General features: G+C 67.4%; 13 protein-coding genes, 1 tRNA gene and 3 rRNA genes. 13 read left to right on the plus strand and 4 right to left on the minus strand.

Annotation, left to right across the window (positions count from 1 at the left end; genetic code table 11):
- Positions 1 to 434 precede the first annotated feature (434 nt).
- A complete protein-coding gene (locus ACSLIC_RS20910) occupies positions 435 to 668 on the minus strand; it encodes a DUF397 domain-containing protein (RefSeq protein ID WP_008410190.1) in 234 nt (77 codons plus the stop codon).
- A 403-nt stretch (positions 669 to 1071) separates the two neighbouring features.
- Here ACSLIC_RS20910 and rpsO point away from each other — a divergent pair, with 403 nt between their 5' ends.
- From rpsO to ACSLIC_RS20935, 5 genes are all read left to right on the plus strand, one after another.
- A complete protein-coding gene (gene rpsO, locus ACSLIC_RS20915; protein ID WP_003951205.1) occupies positions 1072 to 1359 on the plus strand; it encodes a 30S ribosomal protein S15 in 288 nt (95 codons plus the stop codon).
- Positions 1360 to 1731: 372 nt separating this feature from the next.
- A complete protein-coding gene (locus tag ACSLIC_RS20920) occupies positions 1732 to 3939 on the plus strand; it encodes a polyribonucleotide nucleotidyltransferase (protein WP_436739239.1) in 2208 nt (735 codons plus the stop codon).
- Positions 3936 to 5312: a M16 family metallopeptidase gene (locus ACSLIC_RS20925; protein WP_436739240.1), complete on the plus strand. Its 1377-nt coding sequence runs from the start codon at positions 3936 to 3938 to the stop codon at positions 5310 to 5312. Before ACSLIC_RS20920 ends, ACSLIC_RS20925 begins: the two co-directional genes overlap by 4 nt.
- 23 nt (positions 5313 to 5335) lie before the next feature.
- Entirely contained in the window at positions 5336 to 6091 is a 756-nt protein-coding gene (gene dapB / locus ACSLIC_RS20930) for a 4-hydroxy-tetrahydrodipicolinate reductase (RefSeq protein WP_436739241.1), read from the plus strand.
- Positions 6092 to 6104: 13 nt separating this feature from the next.
- Positions 6105 to 6563: a hypothetical protein gene (locus ACSLIC_RS20935; protein WP_436739242.1), complete on the plus strand. Its 459-nt coding sequence runs from the start codon at positions 6105 to 6107 to the stop codon at positions 6561 to 6563.
- Between the two features lie 62 nt (positions 6564 to 6625).
- Here ACSLIC_RS20935 and ACSLIC_RS20940 read toward each other — a convergent pair whose 3' ends face one another.
- Complete coding sequence (locus ACSLIC_RS20940; RefSeq protein ID WP_436739243.1) at positions 6626 to 7189, minus strand: hypothetical protein; 564 nt, start codon at positions 7187 to 7189, stop codon at positions 6626 to 6628.
- Positions 7190 to 7281: 92 nt separating this feature from the next.
- Positions 7282 to 7518: a hypothetical protein gene (locus ACSLIC_RS20945; RefSeq protein ID WP_436739244.1), complete on the minus strand. Its 237-nt coding sequence runs from the start codon at positions 7516 to 7518 to the stop codon at positions 7282 to 7284.
- A 216-nt stretch (positions 7519 to 7734) separates the two neighbouring features.
- Here ACSLIC_RS20945 and thyX point away from each other — a divergent pair, with 216 nt between their 5' ends.
- From thyX to ACSLIC_RS20985, 8 genes are all read left to right on the plus strand, one after another.
- Entirely contained in the window at positions 7735 to 8475 is a 741-nt protein-coding gene (gene thyX, locus ACSLIC_RS20950) for an FAD-dependent thymidylate synthase (RefSeq protein ID WP_436739245.1), read from the plus strand.
- Positions 8476 to 8705: 230 nt separating this feature from the next.
- Positions 8706 to 9629, plus strand: a complete 924-nt coding sequence (gene dapA / locus ACSLIC_RS20955; protein ID WP_436739246.1) for a 4-hydroxy-tetrahydrodipicolinate synthase — start codon at positions 8706 to 8708, stop codon at positions 9627 to 9629.
- A 101-nt stretch (positions 9630 to 9730) separates the two neighbouring features.
- Positions 9731 to 11416, plus strand: coding sequence for a ribonuclease J (locus ACSLIC_RS20960; protein WP_436739247.1), 1686 nt, complete (start codon positions 9731 to 9733; stop codon positions 11414 to 11416).
- Positions 11417 to 11963: 547 nt separating this feature from the next.
- Positions 11964 to 13488: ribosomal RNA gene (locus tag ACSLIC_RS20965) — 16S ribosomal RNA — on the plus strand.
- 309 nt (positions 13489 to 13797) lie between these two features.
- A 23S ribosomal RNA gene (locus ACSLIC_RS20970) occupies positions 13798 to 16919 on the plus strand.
- A gap of 96 nt (positions 16920 to 17015) precedes the next feature.
- Positions 17016 to 17132, plus strand: a 5S ribosomal RNA gene (rrf, locus tag ACSLIC_RS20975).
- The 16S, 23S and 5S rRNA genes sit together here, the layout of an rRNA operon.
- Positions 17133 to 17246: 114 nt before the next feature.
- Positions 17247 to 17906: a DegT/DnrJ/EryC1/StrS family aminotransferase gene (locus ACSLIC_RS20980; RefSeq protein WP_436740433.1), complete on the plus strand. Its 660-nt coding sequence runs from the start codon at positions 17247 to 17249 to the stop codon at positions 17904 to 17906.
- A gap of 92 nt (positions 17907 to 17998) precedes the next feature.
- A tRNA-Thr gene (locus tag ACSLIC_RS20985) sits at positions 17999 to 18071 on the plus strand.
- Positions 18072 to 18154: 83 nt separating this feature from the next.
- On the opposite strand, the gene ACSLIC_RS20990 is transcribed toward ACSLIC_RS20985, so the two are convergent.
- Positions 18155 to 20872: a SpoIIE family protein phosphatase gene (locus ACSLIC_RS20990; RefSeq protein ID WP_436739248.1), complete on the minus strand. Its 2718-nt coding sequence runs from the start codon at positions 20870 to 20872 to the stop codon at positions 18155 to 18157.
- Positions 20873 to 21097: the final 225 nt, after the last annotated feature.

A 21097-nucleotide genomic window follows, 5' to 3' on the forward strand; every position in this document is an offset into this window, starting at 1 on the left:
TGCCTCCTGGTGTGGTCGTGCACCCTCATGTCGTGCGGCGGGGTGGTGTCCGCGGGCTCCCGGCGCGCACCGCGACTGCCGCCCGGCCGCTCTCCGGCAGGCCCTTCACACACAGCGCCCCCTGCCCAGCCTAGTCACCGGGCCGAGCGCCCCGGCAGCTCCCGCCAGTCGCAACTCGCCTCCAAGCGGGGCGATTTCCTCCCCCGCACGGTATATGCACGCAAGGAGTCGAACCGTGCCACGGGCAACTCGGGTCAAATCCGGGCCCGTCCGCACACCATCACCACAACTCCCCGCATCCGCACGGCCCGCGAAGCCGCCCCCGGCACCCGGCTCCCGCAAACGGAAAGGGGCACGCCCCGCCCGCAGGCGGCGCGTGCCCCTTCTTTGGGGGCGCGGTGCCGGACATCCCGCCACCCGGCGCCTCACGCGCCCTACTTGAGGTCGAACTCCCCGTCCCGCGCCCCCAGGACGAAGGCCCGCCACTCGGCCTCGGTGTAGCGCAGGACCGTGTCCGGGTCGAGCGAGGAGCGCATGGCGACGCCGCCGCCCGGCAGGTAGGCGATCTCGACCCGCTCCTCGTGCTCCTCGGCCCCGGGCGCGCTGATCCACTCGACACCCGAGATGTCCAGCGCGTACAGCTCGTCCTTCTCCTGCTGAGTCCCCATTGCCCGCTCCCTCTTGTGACGTCCCGACGGCGAAACCGGCCGCCCAGTCTGCCGTGCCGCGCCCCTTCCCACCACCTCCTCCGGCGGACGCCCCCCGATGGAGCGGACCCGCCTCCGACTTCCCGCCGGGAGCGCCCGCGACCCCGTACAACCCCCGCCCGCGCACCCCCGCGTCAACCTCATGACCGCATCTCACCCGGTCCGTCCCCGGCCGCGGCGCGACCCGCTCCCCGCCCCTGCTACTCTGTCCGAGGCCGTCTGTGCCCACGTCCCGAGCCCCGCGTTCGACACGCGGTCCCGGACGACCGGACGGAATCATCCGCCTCCCGAGTCACCGAAGCCTCCCCTGAGACGAAGACCAGGGGCGCTCGGAGGCAAGCGAAGACATCACAGAGGAGTACGCGTGTCGCTCGACGCCGCTACGAAGAAGCAGATCATGACCGAGTTCGCCACCAAGGAGGGTGACACCGGCTCCCCCGAGGTCCAGGTCGCCCTGCTGTCGCGCCGGATCTCGGACCTGACCGAGCACCTCAAGACCCACAAGCACGACCACCACTCCCGTCGTGGTCTGCTGATCCTGGTCGGTCAGCGCCGCCGCCTTCTCCAGTACCTGGCGAAGAAGGACATCCAGCGCTTCCGCGCCCTGGTCGAGCGCCTCGGCATCCGCCGCGGTGCGGCGGGCGCCAAGTAAGACGTCATGGAGGGAGCGGTTCCCCGCCTGAGGGGGCCGCTCCCTTTGCCGTACGTGCGCCCCGGCCCGCTCTCTTTGTAGGCTGGTGGCGTGCGTGACAGCAGGACAACCTGACCACGGCTACGCGTACCGTACGTATGCGTACGGTGGTCACCGGGCACGTAAGACACGTGCCGGGAAGTCCCGGGGCACGCCCCGGGCGAGACGAGGGGACGCGCTCCGCGCCGCCGCCGGTCCTCGGTAGTGGCTCCCGGAAGCACCGCGTGAGCGGGGCACCGAGGGCTTCGATCGAAGACCGGCCCGCAACTGGAGCGCTCCCCGCCCCCGTCCCCACGCCACACGGGCCAGGGACGAAGACGAGGAGAGCAACGAGTGGAGAACGAGACCCACTACGCCGAGGCCGTCATCGACAACGGAACCTTCGGCACCCGCACCATCCGCTTCGAGACGGGCCGCCTGGCCAGGCAGGCCGCCGGCTCCGCCGTGGCGTATCTGGACGACGACACCATGGTGCTGTCGGCCACCACCGCTTCCAAGAAGCCCAAGGACCAGCTGGACTTCTTCCCGCTGACCGTGGACGTCGAGGAGCGGATGTACGCGGCCGGGAAGATCCCCGGTTCCTTCTTCCGCCGTGAGGGCCGGCCCTCCGAGGACGCGATCCTCACCTGCCGCCTGATCGACCGGCCCCTGCGCCCCTCCTTCCGTAAGGGCCTGCGCAACGAGATCCAGATCGTCGAGACGATCATGGCGCTCAACCCCGACCACCTCTACGACGTGGTCGCCATCAACGCCGCCTCCTGCTCCACGCAGCTGGCCGGCCTGCCCTTCTCCGGCCCGATCGGCGGCACCCGTGTCGCCCTGATCAACGGCCAGTGGGTCGGCTTCCCGACCCACACCGAGCTGGAGGACGCCGTCTTCGACATGGTCGTCGCCGGCCGCGTGCTCGACGACGGCGACGTCGCGATCATGATGGTCGAGGCCGAGGCCACCGAGAAGACCATCCAGCTGGTCAAGGACGGCGCCGCCGCCCCGACCGAAGAGGTCGTCGCCGCCGGTCTGGAAGCCGCCAAGCCCTTCATCAAGGCGCTCTGCAAGGCCCAGTCCGAGCTGGCCGCCAAGGCCGCCAAGCCCACCGGCGAGTTCCCGATCTTCCTGGACTACCAGGACGACGTGTTCGCGGCCCTCAAGGACGCCGTCGAGAGCGAGCTCGCCCAGGCGCTGACCATCGGCGGCAAGCAGGAGCGCGAGGCCGAGCTGGACCGCGTCAAGGCCGTCGCCGCCGAGAAGCTGCTGCCGCAGTTCGAAGGCCGCGAGAAGGAGATCTCCGCGGCCTACCGCGCGCTGACCAAGGAACTGGTCCGCCGCCGGGTCATCAAGGACAAGGTCCGCATCGACGGCCGTGGCGTCACGGACATCCGTACGCTCGCCGCCGAGGTCGAGGCCATCCCGCGCGTGCACGGCTCGGCGCTGTTCGAGCGTGGCGAAACCCAGATCCTGGGCGTCACCACCCTCAACATGCTCCGCATGGAGCAGCAGCTCGACACCCTCTCCCCGGTGACGCGCAAGCGCTACATGCACAACTACAACTTCCCGCCGTACTCCACCGGCGAGACCGGCCGCGTGGGCTCCCCGAAGCGCCGCGAGATCGGCCACGGCGCCCTCGCCGAGCGCGCCCTGGTCCCGGTCCTGCCGACCCGCGAGGAGTTCCCCTACGCGATCCGCCAGGTCTCCGAGGCCCTCGGCTCCAACGGCTCCACGTCGATGGGCTCCGTCTGCGCCTCCACCATGTCGCTGCTGAACGCCGGTGTGCCCCTCAAGGCCCCCGTCGCCGGCATCGCCATGGGCCTGATCTCCCAGGAGATCGACGGCGAGACGCACTACGTCACCCTCACCGACATCCTCGGTGCGGAGGACGCCTTCGGTGACATGGACTTCAAGGTCGCCGGCACCAAGACCTTCGTCACCGCGCTCCAGCTCGACACCAAGCTCGACGGCATCCCCGCCTCGGTCCTGGCCGCCGCGCTGAAGCAGGCCCGCGACGCCCGCCTCCACATCCTCGACGTGATGAACGAGGCCATCGACGTCCCGGACGAGATGTCCCCCAACGCCCCGCGGATCATCACCGTCAAGATCCCCGTGGACAAGATCGGTGAGGTCATCGGCCCCAAGGGCAAGATGATCAACCAGATCCAGGAGGACACCGGCGCCGACATCACGATCGAGGACGACGGCACGATCTACATCGGTGCCGCCGACGGCCCGGCCGCCGAGGCCGCCCGCGCCACGATCAACAGCATCGCCAACCCGACGATGCCCGAGGTCGGCGAGCGCTACCTGGGTACGGTCGTCAAGACCACCACCTTCGGTGCCTTCGTCTCCCTGCTCCCCGGCAAGGACGGTCTGCTGCACATCTCGCAGATCCGCAAGCTCGCCGGCGGCAAGCGCGTGGAGAACGTCGAGGACGTGCTCGGCGTCGGCCAGAAGGTCCAGGTCGAGATCGCCGAGATCGACTCCCGCGGCAAGCTCTCGCTGATCCCGGTCATCGAGGGCGAGGACGAGAAGGACGACGCCTCCTCGTGACCTCCCGCACCTCCCGGACGACGGCCCGCGCCACCCCGGCGCGGGCCGTCGCCCGTACCCAAACACTGCTCAAGGGCAAGGACGGCATCGGCACCGTCCGCCGCACCACCCTCCCGGGCGGGCTGCGCGTGGTCACCGAGACCCTGCCCTCCGTCCGCTCCGCCACCTTCGGCATCTGGGTCAACGTCGGCTCCCGCGACGAGACCCCGACGCTCAACGGCGCCACCCATTACCTCGAACACCTCCTCTTCAAGGGCACCGCCAAGCGCAGCGCCCTCGACATCTCCGCCGCCGTCGACGCGGTCGGCGGCGAGATGAACGCCTTCACGGCGAAGGAGTACACCTGCTACTACGCACGGGTGCTCGACACCGACCTGCCGCTCGCCATCGACGTGGTCTGCGACATGCTCACCGGCTCCCTGATCGCCCCTGAGGACGTCGACGCCGAGCGCGGCGTCATCCTCGAGGAGATCGCGATGACCGAGGACGACCCGGGCGACTGCGTCCACGACCTGTTCGCCCACACGATGCTGGGCGACACCCCGCTGGGCCGCCCCGTCCTCGGCACCGTCGACACCGTCAACGCCCTCGGCCGCGACCAGATCGCCCGCTTCTACAAGCGGCACTACGACCCGACCCACCTGGTCGTCGCCGCCGCCGGCAACGTCGACCACGCCCGCGTCGTCCGCCAGGTCCGCGCCGCCTTCGACCGCGCCGGAGCCCTGGAGCGCACCGACGCCACCCCGACCGCCCCGCGCGCCGGGAACCGCGCCCTGCGCGCCAACGGCAAGGTCGAGGTGCTCAACCGCCGCACCGAGCAGGCCCACGTCGTCCTCGGCATGCCGGGCCTGGCCCGCAACGACGACCGTCGCTGGGCGATGAGCGTGCTCAACGCGGCCCTCGGCGGCGGCATGTCCTCCCGCCTCTTCCAGGAGGTCCGCGAGAAGCGCGGTCTGGCCTACAGCGTGTACTCGTACACCTCGGGCTTCGCCGACTGCGGCCTCTTCGGCGTGTACGCGGGCTGCCGGCCCAGCCAGGTCGACGACGTGCTGCGGATCTGCCGCGACGAACTCGACGCGGTCGCCGACGGCGGCCTCGGCGACGACGAGGTGAGCCGCGCCATCGGCCAGCTCGCCGGGTCGACCGTCCTCGGCCTGGAGGACACCGGCGCCCTGATGAACCGCATCGGCAAGAGCGAGCTGTGCTGGGGCGAGCAGATGTCGGTCGACGACATGCTGGCCAAGATCGCCGCGGTCACCCCGGACGAGGTCCGCGAGGTCGCCCGCGACATCCTGGGGCAGCGGCCCTCGCTCTCCGTCATCGGGCCGCTCAAGGACAAGCAGGCCGCGCGCCTGCACGACGTGGTCGCCTGAACCACCGAGAAGAGGACGAACCAATGAGCGACAAGCTGCGGGTGGCCGTGCTGGGCGCCAGGGGCCGCATCGGCTCCGAGGCCGTACGCGCCGTCGAGGCGGCCGAGGACATGGAGCTGGTGGCGGCGCTCGGCCGCGGCGACGACCTGGCGGCCGTGACCGACGCCGGGGCCCAGGTCGCGGTGGAGCTCACCACCCCCGGCTCCGTCATGGAGAACCTCGGGTTCCTCGTAGACCACGGCGTCCACGCCGTGGTCGGCACCACCGGCTGGACCGATGAGCGCCTCGCCACCCTGCGTGGCCGGCTCGACGCCTCCCCGGGCACCGGCGTCCTCATCGCGCCCAACTTCTCCATCGGCGCCGTCCTCACGATGGCCTTCGCCCAGCAGGCCGCCCGCTACTTCGAGTCGGTGGAGGTCGTCGAGCTCCACCACCCGAACAAGGCCGACGCCCCCTCGGGCACCGCCACCCGCACCGCCCAGCTGATCGCCGCCGCCCGCGCCGAGGCCCAGCTCCCCGCCCAGCCCGACGCCACGGCGACGGCGCTGGACGGGGCGCGCGGCGCCGACGTGGACGGCGTCCCGGTGCACGCGGTGCGGTTGCGGGGCCTCCTCGCCCACCAGGAGGTCCTGTTCGGCGGCGAGGGCGAGACCCTCACCATCCGCCACGACTCGCTGCACCACAGCAGCTTCATGCCGGGCATCCTGCTCGGCGCCAGGCGGGTGGGGAGCGCTCCGGGGCTCACCTTCGGCCTGGAACACTTCCTCGACCTGAACTGACCGGGCTGTCCCCATGCGCGCAAAGATCACCTATCTCGTCACGGCCCTCGTCCTGGTCGTCTACTTCGTCCTGGCCGGCAGCCGTGGCGTGCTGCTCATCCGGCACGGCACCCCGCTGACCGTCGTCTTCGGCGTGGCCGTGCTGGTGCTGCCGGTGATCGGCGGCTGGTTCCTCTGGAAGAACACCCAGTTCGTCCAGCGGGCCAACCGGCTCGCCGCCGAGCTGGAGGCCGAGGGCGGCCTCCCCGAGGACGAGCTGGTCCGTACCCCGAGCGGCCGGATCGACCGGACCTCCGCCGACGCGGTGTTCGCCCGCCGGCGGGCCGAGACCGAGGACCACCCGGACGACTGGCGCTGCTGGTTCCGGCTGGCCGTCGCCTACCACGACGCCCGGGACACGCCCCGGGCCCGCAAGGCGATGCAGCGCGCCATCGCCCTGCACGCCGGCCGCCCGCTCCAGGACCAGGGCTGAGGCACCAGAAGGGCCCCGGAGGACCGTTCGATGTCCTCCGGGGCCCTTCGCGCATCCGCCCCTCAGGTGCGCGCGGCAGGTGCGTACTCGTACGCCCAGACCTCGACGGAGTCGGCCGCGCGGTCGAACGCCTCCGTCCGGGAGAGGAAGTCCGCGTTGCGGTCGGTGAGCAGGACGGCCGGCTCGGCGGCGCCCTGCCGGACGACCAGCTCCAGTGCCTGCCCCTGCACCGTACGGGGCAGCGACAGCCACTTCACGGGACGCTGCGCGGTGCGTACCGCCCGTACGCGGCTCCAGGGCGTCGTCCGAGTGAGGAAGAAGCGGACGTGGCGCAGGCCGGTGGCGTTGACCCAGACGCCCATGCGCAGCAGGCGCAGCGCGGAGGCGACCACGGCGAGCCCCAGCACGCCGGTCACCGCCGCCCCGGACATGCCGCCGGCCGCTGCGATGATCACGGCGCTGACCAGGACGAATGACGCCAGCAACAGCAGTATCGCCGCCGCCCCGACCCGCCAGGGGCCGAGGCGGTACGGCCGTCGCCACTGGTCCCGGTCGTCGAAGGGGAGCGGGGCGTCGTCCGCGGCCTCGTCGAATGCACGGTCGGCCGTCAGAAAGGCAAGGGGCACGGCTGGTCCTCACTCAAGCACGCTCGGGGGTGGTGCCCGGTGAGGCTACCGAGAGTGCCGCACCCCGACCACTTCAGGGTCCCCAGGTCGGCTCAGCGTCCCTCGGACGCCTCGGACTTCTGGTGCTGGACCGACTGCTCGGGGGACAGGGCGGGCGTGCCGACCAGCAGGGCACCCACCAGCCCGGCCACCACGGTCAGCCCCATCAGGGTGCTGCCGACCCGCTGGCCCTTGGAGACACGCTCCCTGGGCGGCGGGGTGACGTTGCTGCGGAACTTCTCAGCCTCGGCGATGAAGGCGAACGGAACGGGCTCTCGCCGACGGAACATGGAGGGCGCTTCTCCTTCGGGGATCGTGGACGGTCGTGACGTTGCGGGGACGTGAGGTACGTCTCTACAAGGTAAGACGATCGGCGACCCGGATCGGTGCCCCTTATCGCCGAATTCGCCGAAGATTGTCGGCGCGGGACTCCGAACGGTCGATTGTCGGTGCCGGGTCGTAGAGTGGGCGCCGCCCGAGCGACAGCCCCATGGAAGGACCCGCAGGTGAGCGACACCCCTGCTCCAGACCTCAAGCCCAGTTTTCGCAGCGACGTCACGGTGGAACTGGTCAAGCACAGCGCGAGCGACACGGACGTGCTGTGGGCCGCCCGCGTCTCCACCGCCGGTGAGCAGTCCCTGGACGAGCTGAGCAAGGACCCGGAGCGTTCCCGGGGTCTCATCAACTACCTGATGCGGGACCGCCACGGCAGCCCGTTCGAGCACAACTCGATGACGTTCTTCATCAGTGCTCCCATCTTCGTCTTCCGCGAGTTCATGCGGCACCGCGTGGGCTGGTCGTACAACGAGGAGTCCGGTCGCTACCGCGAGCTCCAGCCTGTCTTCTACGTCCCCGACGCCGACCGCAAACTCGTCCAGCGGGGCCGGCCCGGAAAGTACGAGTTCGTCAAGGGCAGCGAGGAGCAGCGCGAGCTGACCGCCCGCACCCTGGAGAACAGCTACACCCAGGCGTACGAGGCGTACCGGGAGATGCTGGCGGGCGGGGTGGCCCGCGAAGTGGCCCGGGCGGCGCTGCCGGTCGGCCTGTACTCCTCGATGTACGCGACGTGCAACGCCCGGTCCCTGATGAACTTCCTCAGCCTGCGTACCCAGCACGAGCTGGCGACGGTTCCCTCCTTCCCGCAGCGCGAGATCGAGATGGTCGGCCAGCAGATGGAGGCCCGCTGGGCCGAGCTGATGCCGCTGACGCACGCCGCCTTCAACAAGAACGGCCGCGTCGGACCCTGAGGCCCGGGCGCAGCCGGTGGGCCAGCCATCCGAAGTGCCCGTATTGCGGCCTTTCGGAATGTTCATCTAGCCTGATGAAACGGGTCCGGCACTGCTTGAACCCCCGAGCAGGCAGTGCCGGACCCTTTCTGTCCCCCTTGCCCCGTTCGTCCGCTCCGGGGCGCGCCGACGACGCTCGTCACATCGCCCTGAGGGGGACCGCACGCCCTGTAGCGAGTAGCGTGTTACCCATGGCTCCGACCTCCACTCCGCAGACCCCCTTCGGGAGGGTCCTCACCGCCATGGTCACGCCCCTGACGGCGGACGGCGCGCTCGACCTCGACGGCGCCCAGCGCCTCGCCACCCACCTGGTGGACGCCGGCAACGACGGACTGGTCCTCAACGGCACCACCGGCGAGTCCCCCACCACCAGTGACGCGGAGAAGACCGAGCTGATCCGGGCGGTGCTCGACGCGGTCGGCGACCGGGCCCACATCGTCGCCGGAGTCGGCACCAACGACACCCGCCACAGCGTCGATCTGGCCCGCGCCGCCGAGGCGGCCGGAGCCCACGGCCTGCTCACGGTCACGCCGTACTACAACAAGCCCCCGCAGGAGGGCCTGTACCGCCACTTCACGGCCATCGCGGACGCCACGGACCTGCCGGTCATGGTCTACGACATCCCCGGCCGCAGCGGTGTCCCGATCAGCACGGAGACCCTGGTCCGCCTCGGGGAGCACCCCCGCATCGTGGCCAACAAGGACGCCAAGGGCGACCTCGGCCGCGCCAGCTGGGCCATCGCCCGCTCGGACCTCGCCTGGTACTCCGGCGACGACATGCTGAACCTCCCGCTGCTCTCGGTGGGCGCGGTCGGTTTCGTCTCGGTCGTCGGCCACCTGGTCGCCCCCGAGCTTCGCGCCCTCCTCGACGCACACCTGAGCGGCGACGTCCAGAAGGCCACCGAGATCCACCAGCGGCTGCTTCCGGTCTTCACCGGGATGTTCCGCACCCAGGGCGTCATCACCACCAAGGCCGCCCTGGACCGGCTCGGACTGCCCGGCGGCCCGCTGCGCCTGCCGCTGGTCGAGCTGTCGGCCGAGGAAACCGCCCAGCTGACGATCGACCTGGCCGCGGGCGGGGTGCAGCTCCGGTCCACAGACTTCACAACTGCATAAGCGCGACCGGTACGCCGGAGCACCACTCCAACTTCACCAGCACGAACGACACCCGCGCCACGTGCCGTCCGGTACGTGGCGCGGGTGGTAGGGAGAATCTTTTGAGTCATCCGCACCCTGAACTCGGCCCCCCGCCGAAGCTGCCCAAGGGCGGCCTGCGCGTCACACCGCTCGGCGGCCTCGGCGAGATCGGCCGCAACATGACGGTCTTCGAGTACGACGGCCGGCTGCTGATCGTCGACTGCGGCGTCCTCTTCCCCGAGGAGGAGCAGCCCGGCGTCGACCTGATCCTGCCCGACTTCACGTCGATCAGGAACCGCCTCGACGACATCGAGGGCATCGTCCTCACCCACGGCCACGAGGACCACATCGGCGGCGTCCCGTACCTGCTCCGCGAGAAGCCGGACATCCCGCTGATCGGCTCGAAGCTCACGCTCGCGCTGATCGAGGCGAAGCTCCAGGAGCACCGCATCCGGCCTTACACGCTGGAGGTCGCGGAGGACCACCGCGAGCGCATCGGCCCCTTCGACTGCCAGTTCATCGCGGTCAACCACTCCATCCCGGACGCCCTCGCCGTCGCCATCCGCACCCCCGCCGGCATGGCGGTGCACACCGGCGACTTCAAGATGGACCAGCTCCCGATGGACCGGCGGCTGACGGACCTGCCGACCTTCGCGAAGCTCGGCGAGGAGGGCATCGACCTCCTGCTGACGGACTCCACCAACGCCGAGGTCCCCGGCTTCGTGCCGCCCGAGCGCGACATCTCCAACGTCCTGCGCACGGTCTTCGCCAATGCCAACAAGCGGATCATCGTGGCGAGCTTCGCCAGCCACGTCCACCGCATCCAGCAGATCCTGGACGCCGCCCACGAGTACGGCCGCCGCGTCGCCTTCGTCGGCCGCTCGATGGTCCGCAACATGGGCATCGCCCGCGACCTCGGCTACCTGAAGGTGCCGCCGGGCCTCGTCGTCGACGTGAAGGTTCTCGACGACCTGCCGGACGACGAGGTCGTGCTCGTCTGCACCGGTTCGCAGGGCGAGCCGATGGCCGCGCTGTCCCGGATGGCCAACCGCGACCACCAGATCCGCATCGTCCAGGGCGACACGGTGATCCTGGCCTCCTCGCTGATCCCGGGCAACGAGAACGCGGTCTACCGCGTGATCAACGGCCTGACCCGCTGGGGCGCCAACGTCATCCACAAGGGCAACGCCAAGGTCCACGTCTCCGGACACGCCTCGGCCGGCGAGCTGCTGTACTTCTACAACATCTGCAAGCCGAAGAACCTGATGCCGGTGCACGGCGAATGGCGCCACCTGCGGGCCAACGCCGAGCTGGGCGTCCTCACCGGCGTCCCGCCGCAGAACATCGTCATCGCCGAGGACGGTGTCGTCGTCGACCTGGTCGACGGCCGGGCCAAGATCGTCGGCAAGGTCCAGGCCGGCTACGTGTACGTGGACGGCCTCTCCGTCGGCGACGTCACCGAGACCTCGCTCAAGGACCGCCGCATCCTCGGTGACGAGGGCATCATCTCGGTCTTCGTGGTGGTGGACTCCAGCTCCGGCAAGATCACCGGGGGTCCCCACATCCAGGCCCGCGGTTCGGGCATCGACGACGCGCGCTTCGGCGACGTCGTCCCCCGCATCCAGGAGGTCCTGGAGAAGTCGGCGCAGGACGGTGTGGTCGAGCCGCACCAGCTCCAGCAGCTGGTGCGCCGCACGCTCGGCAAGTGGGTCTCCGACCACTACCGCCGGCGCCCGATGATCCTGCCGGTCGTCGTCGAGGTCTGAGCGAGCCGACCCTGGTCAGGAGCGCGCTGACCAGCGCACCAAGGAGCGGGGCTCCCCGATTTGCATCGGGGAGCCCCGCTCCAGTACGTTTACGTCTCCACCCCAGCGGGAAGCGCGGCGCACCTCTGCGTGCCCAAGCGCAACCGGGGAGGGTGGAAATTCCGACTCAGAGTCTCTGATAAAGTCGGAACCGCCGGAAAGGGAAAAGCGAAGCGGAAACGCGGAGCTGGAACCGGAAAGGCACCGAGGAAGTCGGACACGAAAGAGTCTGATAGAGTCGGAACACGAAATACCGAAGGGAAGCGCCCGGAGGAAAGCCCGAGAGGGTGAGTACAAAGGAAGTCTCCGTTCCTTGAGAACTCAACAGCGTGCTAAAAGTCAACGCCAGATATGTTGATACCCCGACCGGCCAGGTTTCTGGCAGGTTGAGGTTCCTTTGAAATACAACAGCGAGGACGCTGTGTACGACAGGGACTATTCCTCCTTGTCGTACCGCTCTTGTGTCTGTTGCACCCGCAGTCTTTAACCGGACGCAGTCGGGTACACATTCACGGAGAGTTTGATCCTGGCTCAGGACGAACGCTGGCGGCGTGCTTAACACATGCAAGTCGAACGATGAAGCCCTTCGGGGTGGATTAGTGGCGAACGGGTGAGTAACACGTGGGCAATCTGCCCTGCACTCTGGGACAAGCCCTGGAAACGGGGTCTAATACCGGATATGACCGTCCAACGCATGTTGGATGGTGTAAAGCTCCGGCGGTGCAGGATGAGCCCGCGGCCTATCAGCTTGTTGGTGAGGTAGTGGCTCACCAAGGCGACGACGGGTAGCCGGCCTGAGAGGGCGACCGGCCACACTGGGACTGAGACACGGCCCAGACTCCTACGGGAGGCAGCAGTGGGGAATATTGCACAATGGGCGAAAGCCTGATGCAGCGACGCCGCGTGAGGGATGACGGCCTTCGGGTTGTAAACCTCTTTCAGCAGGGAAGAAGCGAAAGTGACGGTACCTGCAGAAGAAGCGCCGGCTAACTACGTGCCAGCAGCCGCGGTAATACGTAGGGCGCAAGCGTTGTCCGGAATTATTGGGCGTAAAGAGCTCGTAGGCGGCTTGTCACGTCGGTTGTGAAAGCCCGGGGCTTAACCCCGGGTCTGCAGTCGATACGGGCAGGCTAGAGTTCGGTAGGGGAGATCGGAATTCCTGGTGTAGCGGTGAAATGCGCAGATATCAGGAGGAACACCGGTGGCGAAGGCGGATCTCTGGGCCGATACTGACGCTGAGGAGCGAAAGCGTGGGGAGCGAACAGGATTAGATACCCTGGTAGTCCACGCCGTAAACGGTGGGCACTAGGTGTGGGCAACATTCCACGTTGTCCGTGCCGCAGCTAACGCATTAAGTGCCCCGCCTGGGGAGTACGGCCGCAAGGCTAAAACTCAAAGGAATTGACGGGGGCCCGCACAAGCGGCGGAGCATGTGGCTTAATTCGACGCAACGCGAAGAACCTTACCAAGGCTTGACATACACCGGAAACGTCCAGAGATGGGCGCCCCCTTGTGGTCGGTGTACAGGTGGTGCATGGCTGTCGTCAGCTCGTGTCGTGAGATGTTGGGTTAAGTCCCGCAACGAGCGCAACCCTTGTCCCGTGTTGCCAGCAGGCCCTTGTGGTGCTGGGGACTCACGGGAGACCGCCGGGGTCAACTCGGAGGAAGGTGGGGACGACGTCAAGTCATCATGCCCCTTATGTCTTGGGCTGCACACGTGCTACAATGGCCGGTACAATGAGCTGCGATACCGTGAGGTGGAGCGAATCTCAAAAAGCCGGTCTCAGTTCGGATTGGGGTCTGCAACTCGACCCCATGAAGTCGGAGTCGCTAGTAATCGCAGATCAGCATTGCTGCGGTGAATACGTTCCCGGGCCTTGTACACACCGCCCGTCACGTCACGAAAGTCGGTAACACCCGAAGCCGGTGGCCCAACCCCTTGTGGGAGGGAGCTGTCGAAGGTGGGACTGGCGATTGGGACGAAGTCGTAACAAGGTAGCCGTACCGGAAGGTGCGGCTGGATCACCTCCTTTCTAAGGAGCACTTCTTACCAGGTTTGCCTGGTCAGAGGCCAGTTCATCAGCGAATGTCTGGTGCTGGTTGCTCATGGGTGGAACGTTGACTATTCGGCACTGTCAATCTGCTTGAGATGTGAGTACTGCTTCGGCGTGGAAAACGGATCTTGGGGTTGGGGGTGTCGGGCACGCTGTTGGGTGTCTGAGGGAGCGGCCATGTTGTGGCTGTTTCTTCGGTGCCGGCCCCAGTGAACTCGGGATGTATGTCTCGGGGTGGTGGGTGGTTGGTCGTTGTTTGAGAACTGCACAGTGGACGCGAGCATCTGTGGCCAAGTTTTTAAGGGCGCACGGTGGATGCCTTGGCACCAGGAACCGATGAAGGACGTGGGAGGCCACGATAGTCCCCGGGGAGTCGTCAACCAGGCTTTGATCCGGGGGTTTCCGAATGGGGAAACCCGGCAGTCGTCATGGGCTGTCACCCGCTGCTGAACTCATAGGCAGTGTGGAGGGAACGCGGGGAAGTGAAACATCTCAGTACCCGCAGGAAGAGAAAACAACCGTGATTCCGGGAGTAGTGGCGAGCGAAACTGGATGAGGCCAAACCGTATGTGTGTGATACCCGGCAGGGGTTGCGCATGCGGGGTTGTGGGATCTCTCTTCTACGGTCTGCCGGCCGTGGGACGAGTCAGAAACCGTTGATGTAGGCGAAGGACATGCGAAAGGTCCGGCGTAGAGGGTAAGACCCCCGTAGTCGAAACATCAGCGGCTCGTTTGAGAGACACCCAAGTAGCACGGGGCCCGAGAAATCCCGTGTGAATCTGGCGGGACCACCCGCTAAGCCTAAATATTCCCTGGTGACCGATAGCGGATAGTACCGTGAGGGAATGGTGAAAAGTACCGCGGGAGCGGAGTGAAATAGTACCTGAAACCGTGTGCCTACAAGCCGTGGGAGCGTCGCGCATCGAGTTTTCTCGGTGCGTCGTGACTGCGTGCCTTTTGAAGAATGAGCCTGCGAGTTAGCGGTGTGTAGCGAGGTTAACCCGTGTGGGGAAGCCGTAGCGAAAGCGAGTCCGAATAGGGCGTTTGAGTTGCACGCTCTAGACCCGAAGCGGAGTGATCTAGCCATGGGCAGGTTGAAGCGGCTGTAAGAGGTCGTGGAGGACCGAACCCACCAGGGTTGAAAACCTGGGGGATGACCTGTGGTTAGGGGTGAAAGGCCAATCAAACTCCGTGATAGCTGGTTCTCCCCGAAATGCATTTAGGTGCAGCGTCGTGTGTTTCTTGCCGGAGGTAGAGCACTGGATAGGCGATGGGCCCTACCGGGTTACTGACCTTAGCCAAACTCCGAATGCCGGTAAGTGAGAGCGCGGCAGTGAGACTGTGGGGGATAAGCTCCATGGTCGAGAGGGAAACAGCCCAGAGCATCGACTAAGGCCCCTAAGCGTACGCTAAGTGGGAAAGGATGTGGAGTCGCAGAGACAACCAGGAGGTTGGCTTAGAAGCAGCCACCCTTGAAAGAGTGCGTAATAGCTCACTGGTCTAGTGATTCCGCGCCGACAATGTAGCGGGGCTCAAGCGTACCGCCGAAGTCGTGTCATTGCAGCAATACTCCCAACGGAGGCTGTGATGGGTAGGGGAGCGTCGTGTGCCGGGTGAAGCAGCCGTGGAAGCGAGTTGTGGACGGTTCACGAGTGAGAATGCAGGCATGAGTAGCGATTCACACGTGAGAAACGTGTGCGCCGATTGACTAAGGGTTCCTGGGTCAAGCTGATCTGCCCAGGGTAAGTCGGGACCTAAGGCGAGGCCGACAGGCGTAGTCGATGGATAACCGGTTGATATTCCGGTACCCGCTGTGAAGCGTCAAACATTGAATCCAGTGATGCTAAGCCCGTGAAGCCGTTCCGGACCCTTCGGGGGATGGAAAGTGGTGGAGCCGGTGACCCGAGCTGGTAGTAGGTGAGTGATGGGGTGACGCAGGAAGGTAGTCCATCCCGGGCGGTGGTTGTCCCGGGGTAAGGGTGTAGGACGTCAGGTAGGTAAATCCGCCTGGCTTGTGTCTGAGACCTGATGCCGAGCCGATTGTGGTGAAGTGGATGATCCTATGCTGTCGAGAAAAGCCTCTAGCGAGTTTCATGGCGGCCCGTACCCTAAACCGACTCAGGTGGTCAGGTAGAGAATACCGAGGCGTTCGGGTGAACTATGGTTAAGGAACTCGGCAAAATGCCCCCGTAACTTCGGGAGAAGGGGGGCCATGTCTGGTGATCCGATTTTCTCGGTGAGCTGGGTGTGGCCGCAGAGACCAGCGAGAAGCGACTGTTTACTAAAAACACAGGTCCGTGCGAAGCCGTAAGGCGATGTATACGGACTGACGCCTGCCCGGTGCTGGAACGTTAAGGGGACCGGTTAGTCACATTTCGGTGTGGCGAAGCTGAGAACTTAAGCGCCAGTAAACGGCGGTGGTAACTATAACCATCCTAAGGTAGCGAAATTCCTTGTCGGGTAAGTTCCGACCTGCACGAATGGCGTAACGACTTCTCGACTGTCTCAACCATAGGCCCGGTGAAATTGCATTACGAGTAAAGATGCTCGTTTCGCGCAGCAGGACGGAAAGACCCCGGGACCTTTACTACAGTTTGATATTGGTGTTCGGTTCGGCTTGTGTAGGATAGGTGGGAGACTGTGAAGCATGCACGCCAGTGTGTGTGGAGTCGTCGTTGAAATACCACTCTGGTCGTGCTGGATGTCTAACCTGGGTCCGTGATCCGGATCAGGGACAGTGTCTGATGGGTAGTTTAACTGGGGCGGTTGCCTCCTAAAGAGTAACGGAGGCGCCCAAAGGTTCCCTCAGCCTGGTTGGTAATCAGGTGTTGAGTGTAAGTGCACAAGGGAGCTTGACTGTGAGACCGACGGGTCGAGCAGGGACGAAAGTCGGGACTAGTGATCCGGCGGTGGCTTGTGGAAGCGCCGTCGCTCAACGGATAAAAGGTACCCCGGGGATAACAGGCTGATCTTCCCCAAGAGTCCATATCGACGGGATGGTTTGGCACCTCGATGTCGGCTCGTCGCATCCTGGGGCTGGAGTCGGTCCCAAGGGTTGGGCTGTTCGCCCATTAAAGCGGTACGCGAGCTGGGTTTAGAACGTCGTGAGACAGTTCGGTCCCTATCCGCTGTGCGCGTAGGAATATTGAGAAGGGCTGTCCCTAGTACGAGAGGACCGGGACGGACGAACCTCTGGTGTGCCAGTTGTTCTGCCAAGGGCATGGCTGGTTGGCTACGTTCGGGAGGGATAACCGCTGAAAGCATCTAAGCGGGAAGCCTGCTTCGAGATGAGTATTCCCACCTCCTTGAGAGGGTAAGGCTCCCAGTAGACGACTGGGTTGATAGGCCGGATATGGAAGCCCTGTAAGGGGTGGAGTTGACCGGTACTAATAGGCCGAGGGCTTGTCCTCAGTTGCTCGCGTCCACTGTGTTGGTTCTGAAACCACGAACACCAACCATAGGCCCCCTGTTTGGGTGGGTGTGGTTGCTGGTGTGTTTCGTAGTGTTTCGGTGGTCATAGCGTGAGGGAAACGCCCGGTTACATTCCGAACCCGGAAGCTAAGCCTCACAGCGCCGATGGTACTGCAGGGGGGACCCTGTGGGAGAGTAGGACGCCGCCGAACTATTTTTGAGAGTGGTGGTCCCCGGATTTCGATCCGGGGACCACCACTTTTTTGTTTTCGGTCATCCTGTATTCACCCTCCGACGTCAGCATTTCCAGCATGGGGACAGAGAAGATGCTGAGGGCCGCGGGAATCGGGCGGGGCGACGAGGTCGTGGTGCCGGCCTTCGGGCGTGCGGACGTCGCGGGGGCTGTGCTCGCCGCCGGTGCGCTGCCGGTGTTCGCCGACATCGACCCGCACTCCTACTGTCTGGACGCCGAGGCCGTGGCCGCTGTCACCGGACCCCGTACCGCCGCGATCATCGCCGTACACCGCTTCGGACGTTCCGCGCCGATGCGGCAGCTGCGCGGGCTCGGGGGACGGCGCGGGCTGCTCGTGCTGGAGGAGCGCGACGCCGTGGCCGAGCGCGCGGATGTGGCGGCGCGCAGGCGGGCTGCCGACCACCTCGACCAGCGGCTTCGTGGAGTCGGTACCCCCGAGCGGGGTCGGGAGCACACCTATACGCAGTACGTGGTGCGGGTGCCGGGCAACGGGCGGCCCGACCGGGACGCCTTCGCACGGGCGCTGCGGGCCAAGGGCTTCGCCTGCTCCGTGCCGGTCAAGACGCCTCTGCACCGCACCGCCGAGTACTGGCGCCCTGTTCGACTCATCGAAACCGAGCGGGCCGCCGACGACACCCTGGCACTGCCGCTCGTACCGGCGGGGGAACGGCGCGGGCCGCACCGGCTGGTGGCGGCGTGCAACGCGCTGGGCGGGCTGCTCCAGTCGGCCTGATTTCCGGCAGCCGGGGGTGGTGCGAGGGATGCTCGAATTCAGGTATGCTTCTTCTCGTTGCCAACGCGGAACACCGCGAGAAGCAACAGTCGGCCCCAATAGCTCAGTCGGCAGAGCGTCTCCATGGTAAGGAGAAGGTCAACGGTTCGATTCCGTTTTGGGGCTCAAGAAAGAAAGGCCCCCGCCCGATGGGCGGGGGCCTTTCGCATGCGCGGAATGCAGGGCCGGTAAGGACCGGTCTCTCAGGGTCAGTTCCGCTGCGGCTCCGGGACGCGCATCGTCAGGATCGCCATGTCGTCCGAAGGGGAGTCGGCGGCGAAGCGCTCGACGGCGCGCATCACGCGGGCGGCGACCGCCCCGGCGGTCAGCCCCGTGCAGCCCTTCAGGACCTCCGCCAGGCCGTCGTCGCCCAGCATGCGGCTGCCCTCCCGGCGTTCCGTGATGCCGTCGGTGACGCAGAGCAGGACATCGCCCGGCTCCAGCCGCACCGTCTGCTCGTAGAGCTCCAGGTCGTCCATGACGCCGAGGAGCGGCTGCGGTTCGGCGGCGGCCTCGACGGAGCCGTCCTGGCGCAGGCGCAGGGGGAGCGGGTGGCCGGCACAGACCACCTTCAGCAGGGCGCTGCCGTCCTCCTGGGGGCGCAGCTCGCCGTAGAGCAGGGTGAGGAAGCGGCTGCGTTCGCCCTCGTCGAGGATGGCGTTGTTGAGGCGTTCCAGGACGGCTGGGCCGCTGTATCCCTCGCGGGCCAGCAAGCGCAGGGCGTGGCGGGCCAGGCCGGTGACGGCAGCCGCCTCCGGGCCCGTGCCGCAGACGTCGCCGATGGCGAAGCCGTACGCGCCGTCCGGGATCGTGAAGAGGTCGTAGAAGTCGCCGCCGACCTCGTTCCCCTCGCCGGCCGCGCGGTAGATGACCTCGACCTCGACGCCCGGGACTTCGGGCTTGTCCGGCGGGAGCAGGCTGCGCTGGAGGGACTGGCTGATCGCCATCCGCTCCGAGTACAGGCGGGAGTTGTCCAGGGCGAGCGCGGCCCGGCGGGAGAGGTCCTCGGCCAGCTCCAGGTTCTCCTGGCGGAAGTGGTCCTCGGAGGGCTTGCCGAGGACCAGCATGCCGATGACGCGGTTGCGGGCCACCAGCGGCAGCACGACCGCCTCACCGCCGACCGAGGCCGCCGTGGTGAGGGTCGAGCCGAGGCCGGAGCCGAGGTGGTGCGGCTCGTCGTCCAGGCTCCGTACGGATGCTTCGAGCGCCGCCTCGTGCGCCGCGCGCGCCGGAGCGGGCCAGATCCGTGCGCCCGGGGTGGGTACCGGCTCGGGCGGGTCGATGCGGCCCAGTAGCTCCTTGAGACCGTCGATGCGCTCCTCGTCCTCGTGGAGCACGTAGGAGAGGTACGGGTCGGATGCGGTGTCGGCGATCGTGTAGACGGCGCACCAGGTGGCCAGTGTCGGGACCGTCATCTGCGCCATCAGCGCCAGTGTCTGGTCCCGGTCGAGGGTGCCGGCGAGCAGGTCGGACGCCTCGACGAGGAAGGAGAGCGAGCCGCGGCGCAGCCGCTCCAGCTCCCCGAGGCGGGCCGACTCGACGGCCAGCGCGATCCGGTCGGCGGCGAACTGCAGGCGCAGCGCCTCCTCGTTGGAGTAGCGGCCCGCGCCCTCCGCGGCGACGCCGAGCGAACCGGTGAGGCGGCCCTCGACCTTGAGCGGGACCGTCACCACCGAGCGCATCCCGGTGCCGTCCAGCAGCGAGACGGCGCCGGGGACGGCGGCCAGGTCCTCGTGGACGGCGGGCATCCGGGCCGTGCCCCGCCGGCCGGAGCCGGGGTCGACCGGGACGCGGGCGAACCGCTGGCGGGCGGAGGGCAGCCCGGTGGTGGCGCGGACCTCCAGCTCCGTCTCGTCATCGGTGGCGAGCAGCAGGAACGCGGCGTCGCCGTCGAGCATGTCGCGGGAGCGTTCCACGGTGCGCTGGAGGAGCCCGTCGAGGTCGTCCGGTGCCGGGGAGCCGATGAAGGTCTCGAACGGGTCGGTGCTCTGGCCGTCGGCGCGGTGCCCGGACTCCGGGGCGGGGCCGCGCTGCGGCGTGGCGAGGACCGCGCGCTCGTCGTCGCGGACCAGCAGGCAGACCGTGGACGGCTTGCCCCGCGGGTCGCGGACGCGCAGGTGGGAGGCGTAGACCGGGACGACGCGGCCGTCGGCGGCGCGGACGCCGTAGCTGCCCTCCCAGCGGGACAGGCGCAGGGCCTCGGCGATGCCGGTGCTGGTGCCGGGGGTGTGCGGCCACGCCGCGTAGTCGGTCAGCGGCTTGCCGATGATCTGCTTCGACGGGTGGCCGAAGAGTTCCAGTGCGTCGTCGTTCCAGGCGGAGACGGCGCCCTCGCCGTCGATCTGGATCACCGCGACGCGGACCCGCTCGTCGGCGAGCGGCAGCAGCTCGGTGGAGACCGAGGGGCCGGCGGTGCGGGTGCCGACCTGGCGCTCGGGCAGGTCGAGTCGGAACCAGACGTGCTTGTGGGCCGGGGAGTACTCGACGCCCCAGCGGGAGGCGAGCGCCGCGCAGAGCTGGAGGCCGCGGCCTCCCTCGCGGTCCGGGCTGCCCATCTGGACGCCGCCGGACTGGAGCGGGATCTCGCGCTCGGGATAGCGGTCGGAAACCTCGACGCGCACCCCGTCGCCGGAGCGCAGGCAGACCACCTCGGCGGCGGTGCCCGCGTGCACGACGGCGTTGGTGACCAGCTCGCTGGTGAGGACCACGGCGTCGTCCACGACGTCACCGAAGCCCCAGCCCTGCAGGGTGTCGCGGACGAAGGCGCGGGCGGCAGCCACCGAGCGCCCGACCGGTTCGAAGGTGTGGGCGGCCCGCGCCGTGATCACAGAACTCCTCGTGCGGTTGTCGGCGGGGTCCAGGCTCCCGTGGTCGGGGTGCTCGGCCCCGGATGCCGGGGGCTGTTCCCCGGGCAACGTCAGTCCCATTCCTCCGGCCGCCCCTCCGATGCCCGTACGTACGTGTGCCACCGCCCAGGCCGGGCATACCGGGGTGGTTGGACAGCCTGGTGCCAGGTTACTTACCTTCACGGTTCCGGCGGATGCCGGTCGCGCGGTTTCGGTCCGGAGGGTGTGCGGACGGTGTGCGAAGCTGCCGAACTGTTATCGCCGGGTTCGGCAGGGGTGAAACACTGGGCACGCTCTGTGCAACGG

It is taken from the genome of Streptomyces sp. BBFR102 (assembly GCF_051397025.1).
GTDB lineage: Bacteria > Actinomycetota > Actinomycetes > Streptomycetales > Streptomycetaceae > Streptomyces.

Excerpts from the sequence above, each read along its gene's own strand:
- ACSLIC_RS20910 (WP_008410190.1), bottom strand. The coding sequence starts at position 668 with ATGGGGACTCAGCAGGAGAAGGACGAGCTGTACGCGCTGGACATCTCG.
- dapB (WP_436739241.1), top strand. The coding sequence starts at position 5,336 with ATGAGCGACAAGCTGCGGGTGGCCGTGCTGGGCGCCAGGGGCCGCATC.
- ACSLIC_RS20935 (WP_436739242.1), top strand. The coding sequence starts at position 6,105 with ATGCGCGCAAAGATCACCTATCTCGTCACGGCCCTCGTCCTGGTCGTC.
- ACSLIC_RS20945 (WP_436739244.1), bottom strand. The coding sequence starts at position 7,518 with ATGTTCCGTCGGCGAGAGCCCGTTCCGTTCGCCTTCATCGCCGAGGCT.
- dapA (WP_436739246.1), top strand. The coding sequence starts at position 8,706 with ATGGCTCCGACCTCCACTCCGCAGACCCCCTTCGGGAGGGTCCTCACC.
- ACSLIC_RS20980 (WP_436740433.1), top strand. The coding sequence starts at position 17,247 with ATGCTGAGGGCCGCGGGAATCGGGCGGGGCGACGAGGTCGTGGTGCCG.
- ACSLIC_RS20990 (WP_436739248.1), bottom strand. The coding sequence starts at position 20,872 with ATGGGACTGACGTTGCCCGGGGAACAGCCCCCGGCATCCGGGGCCGAG.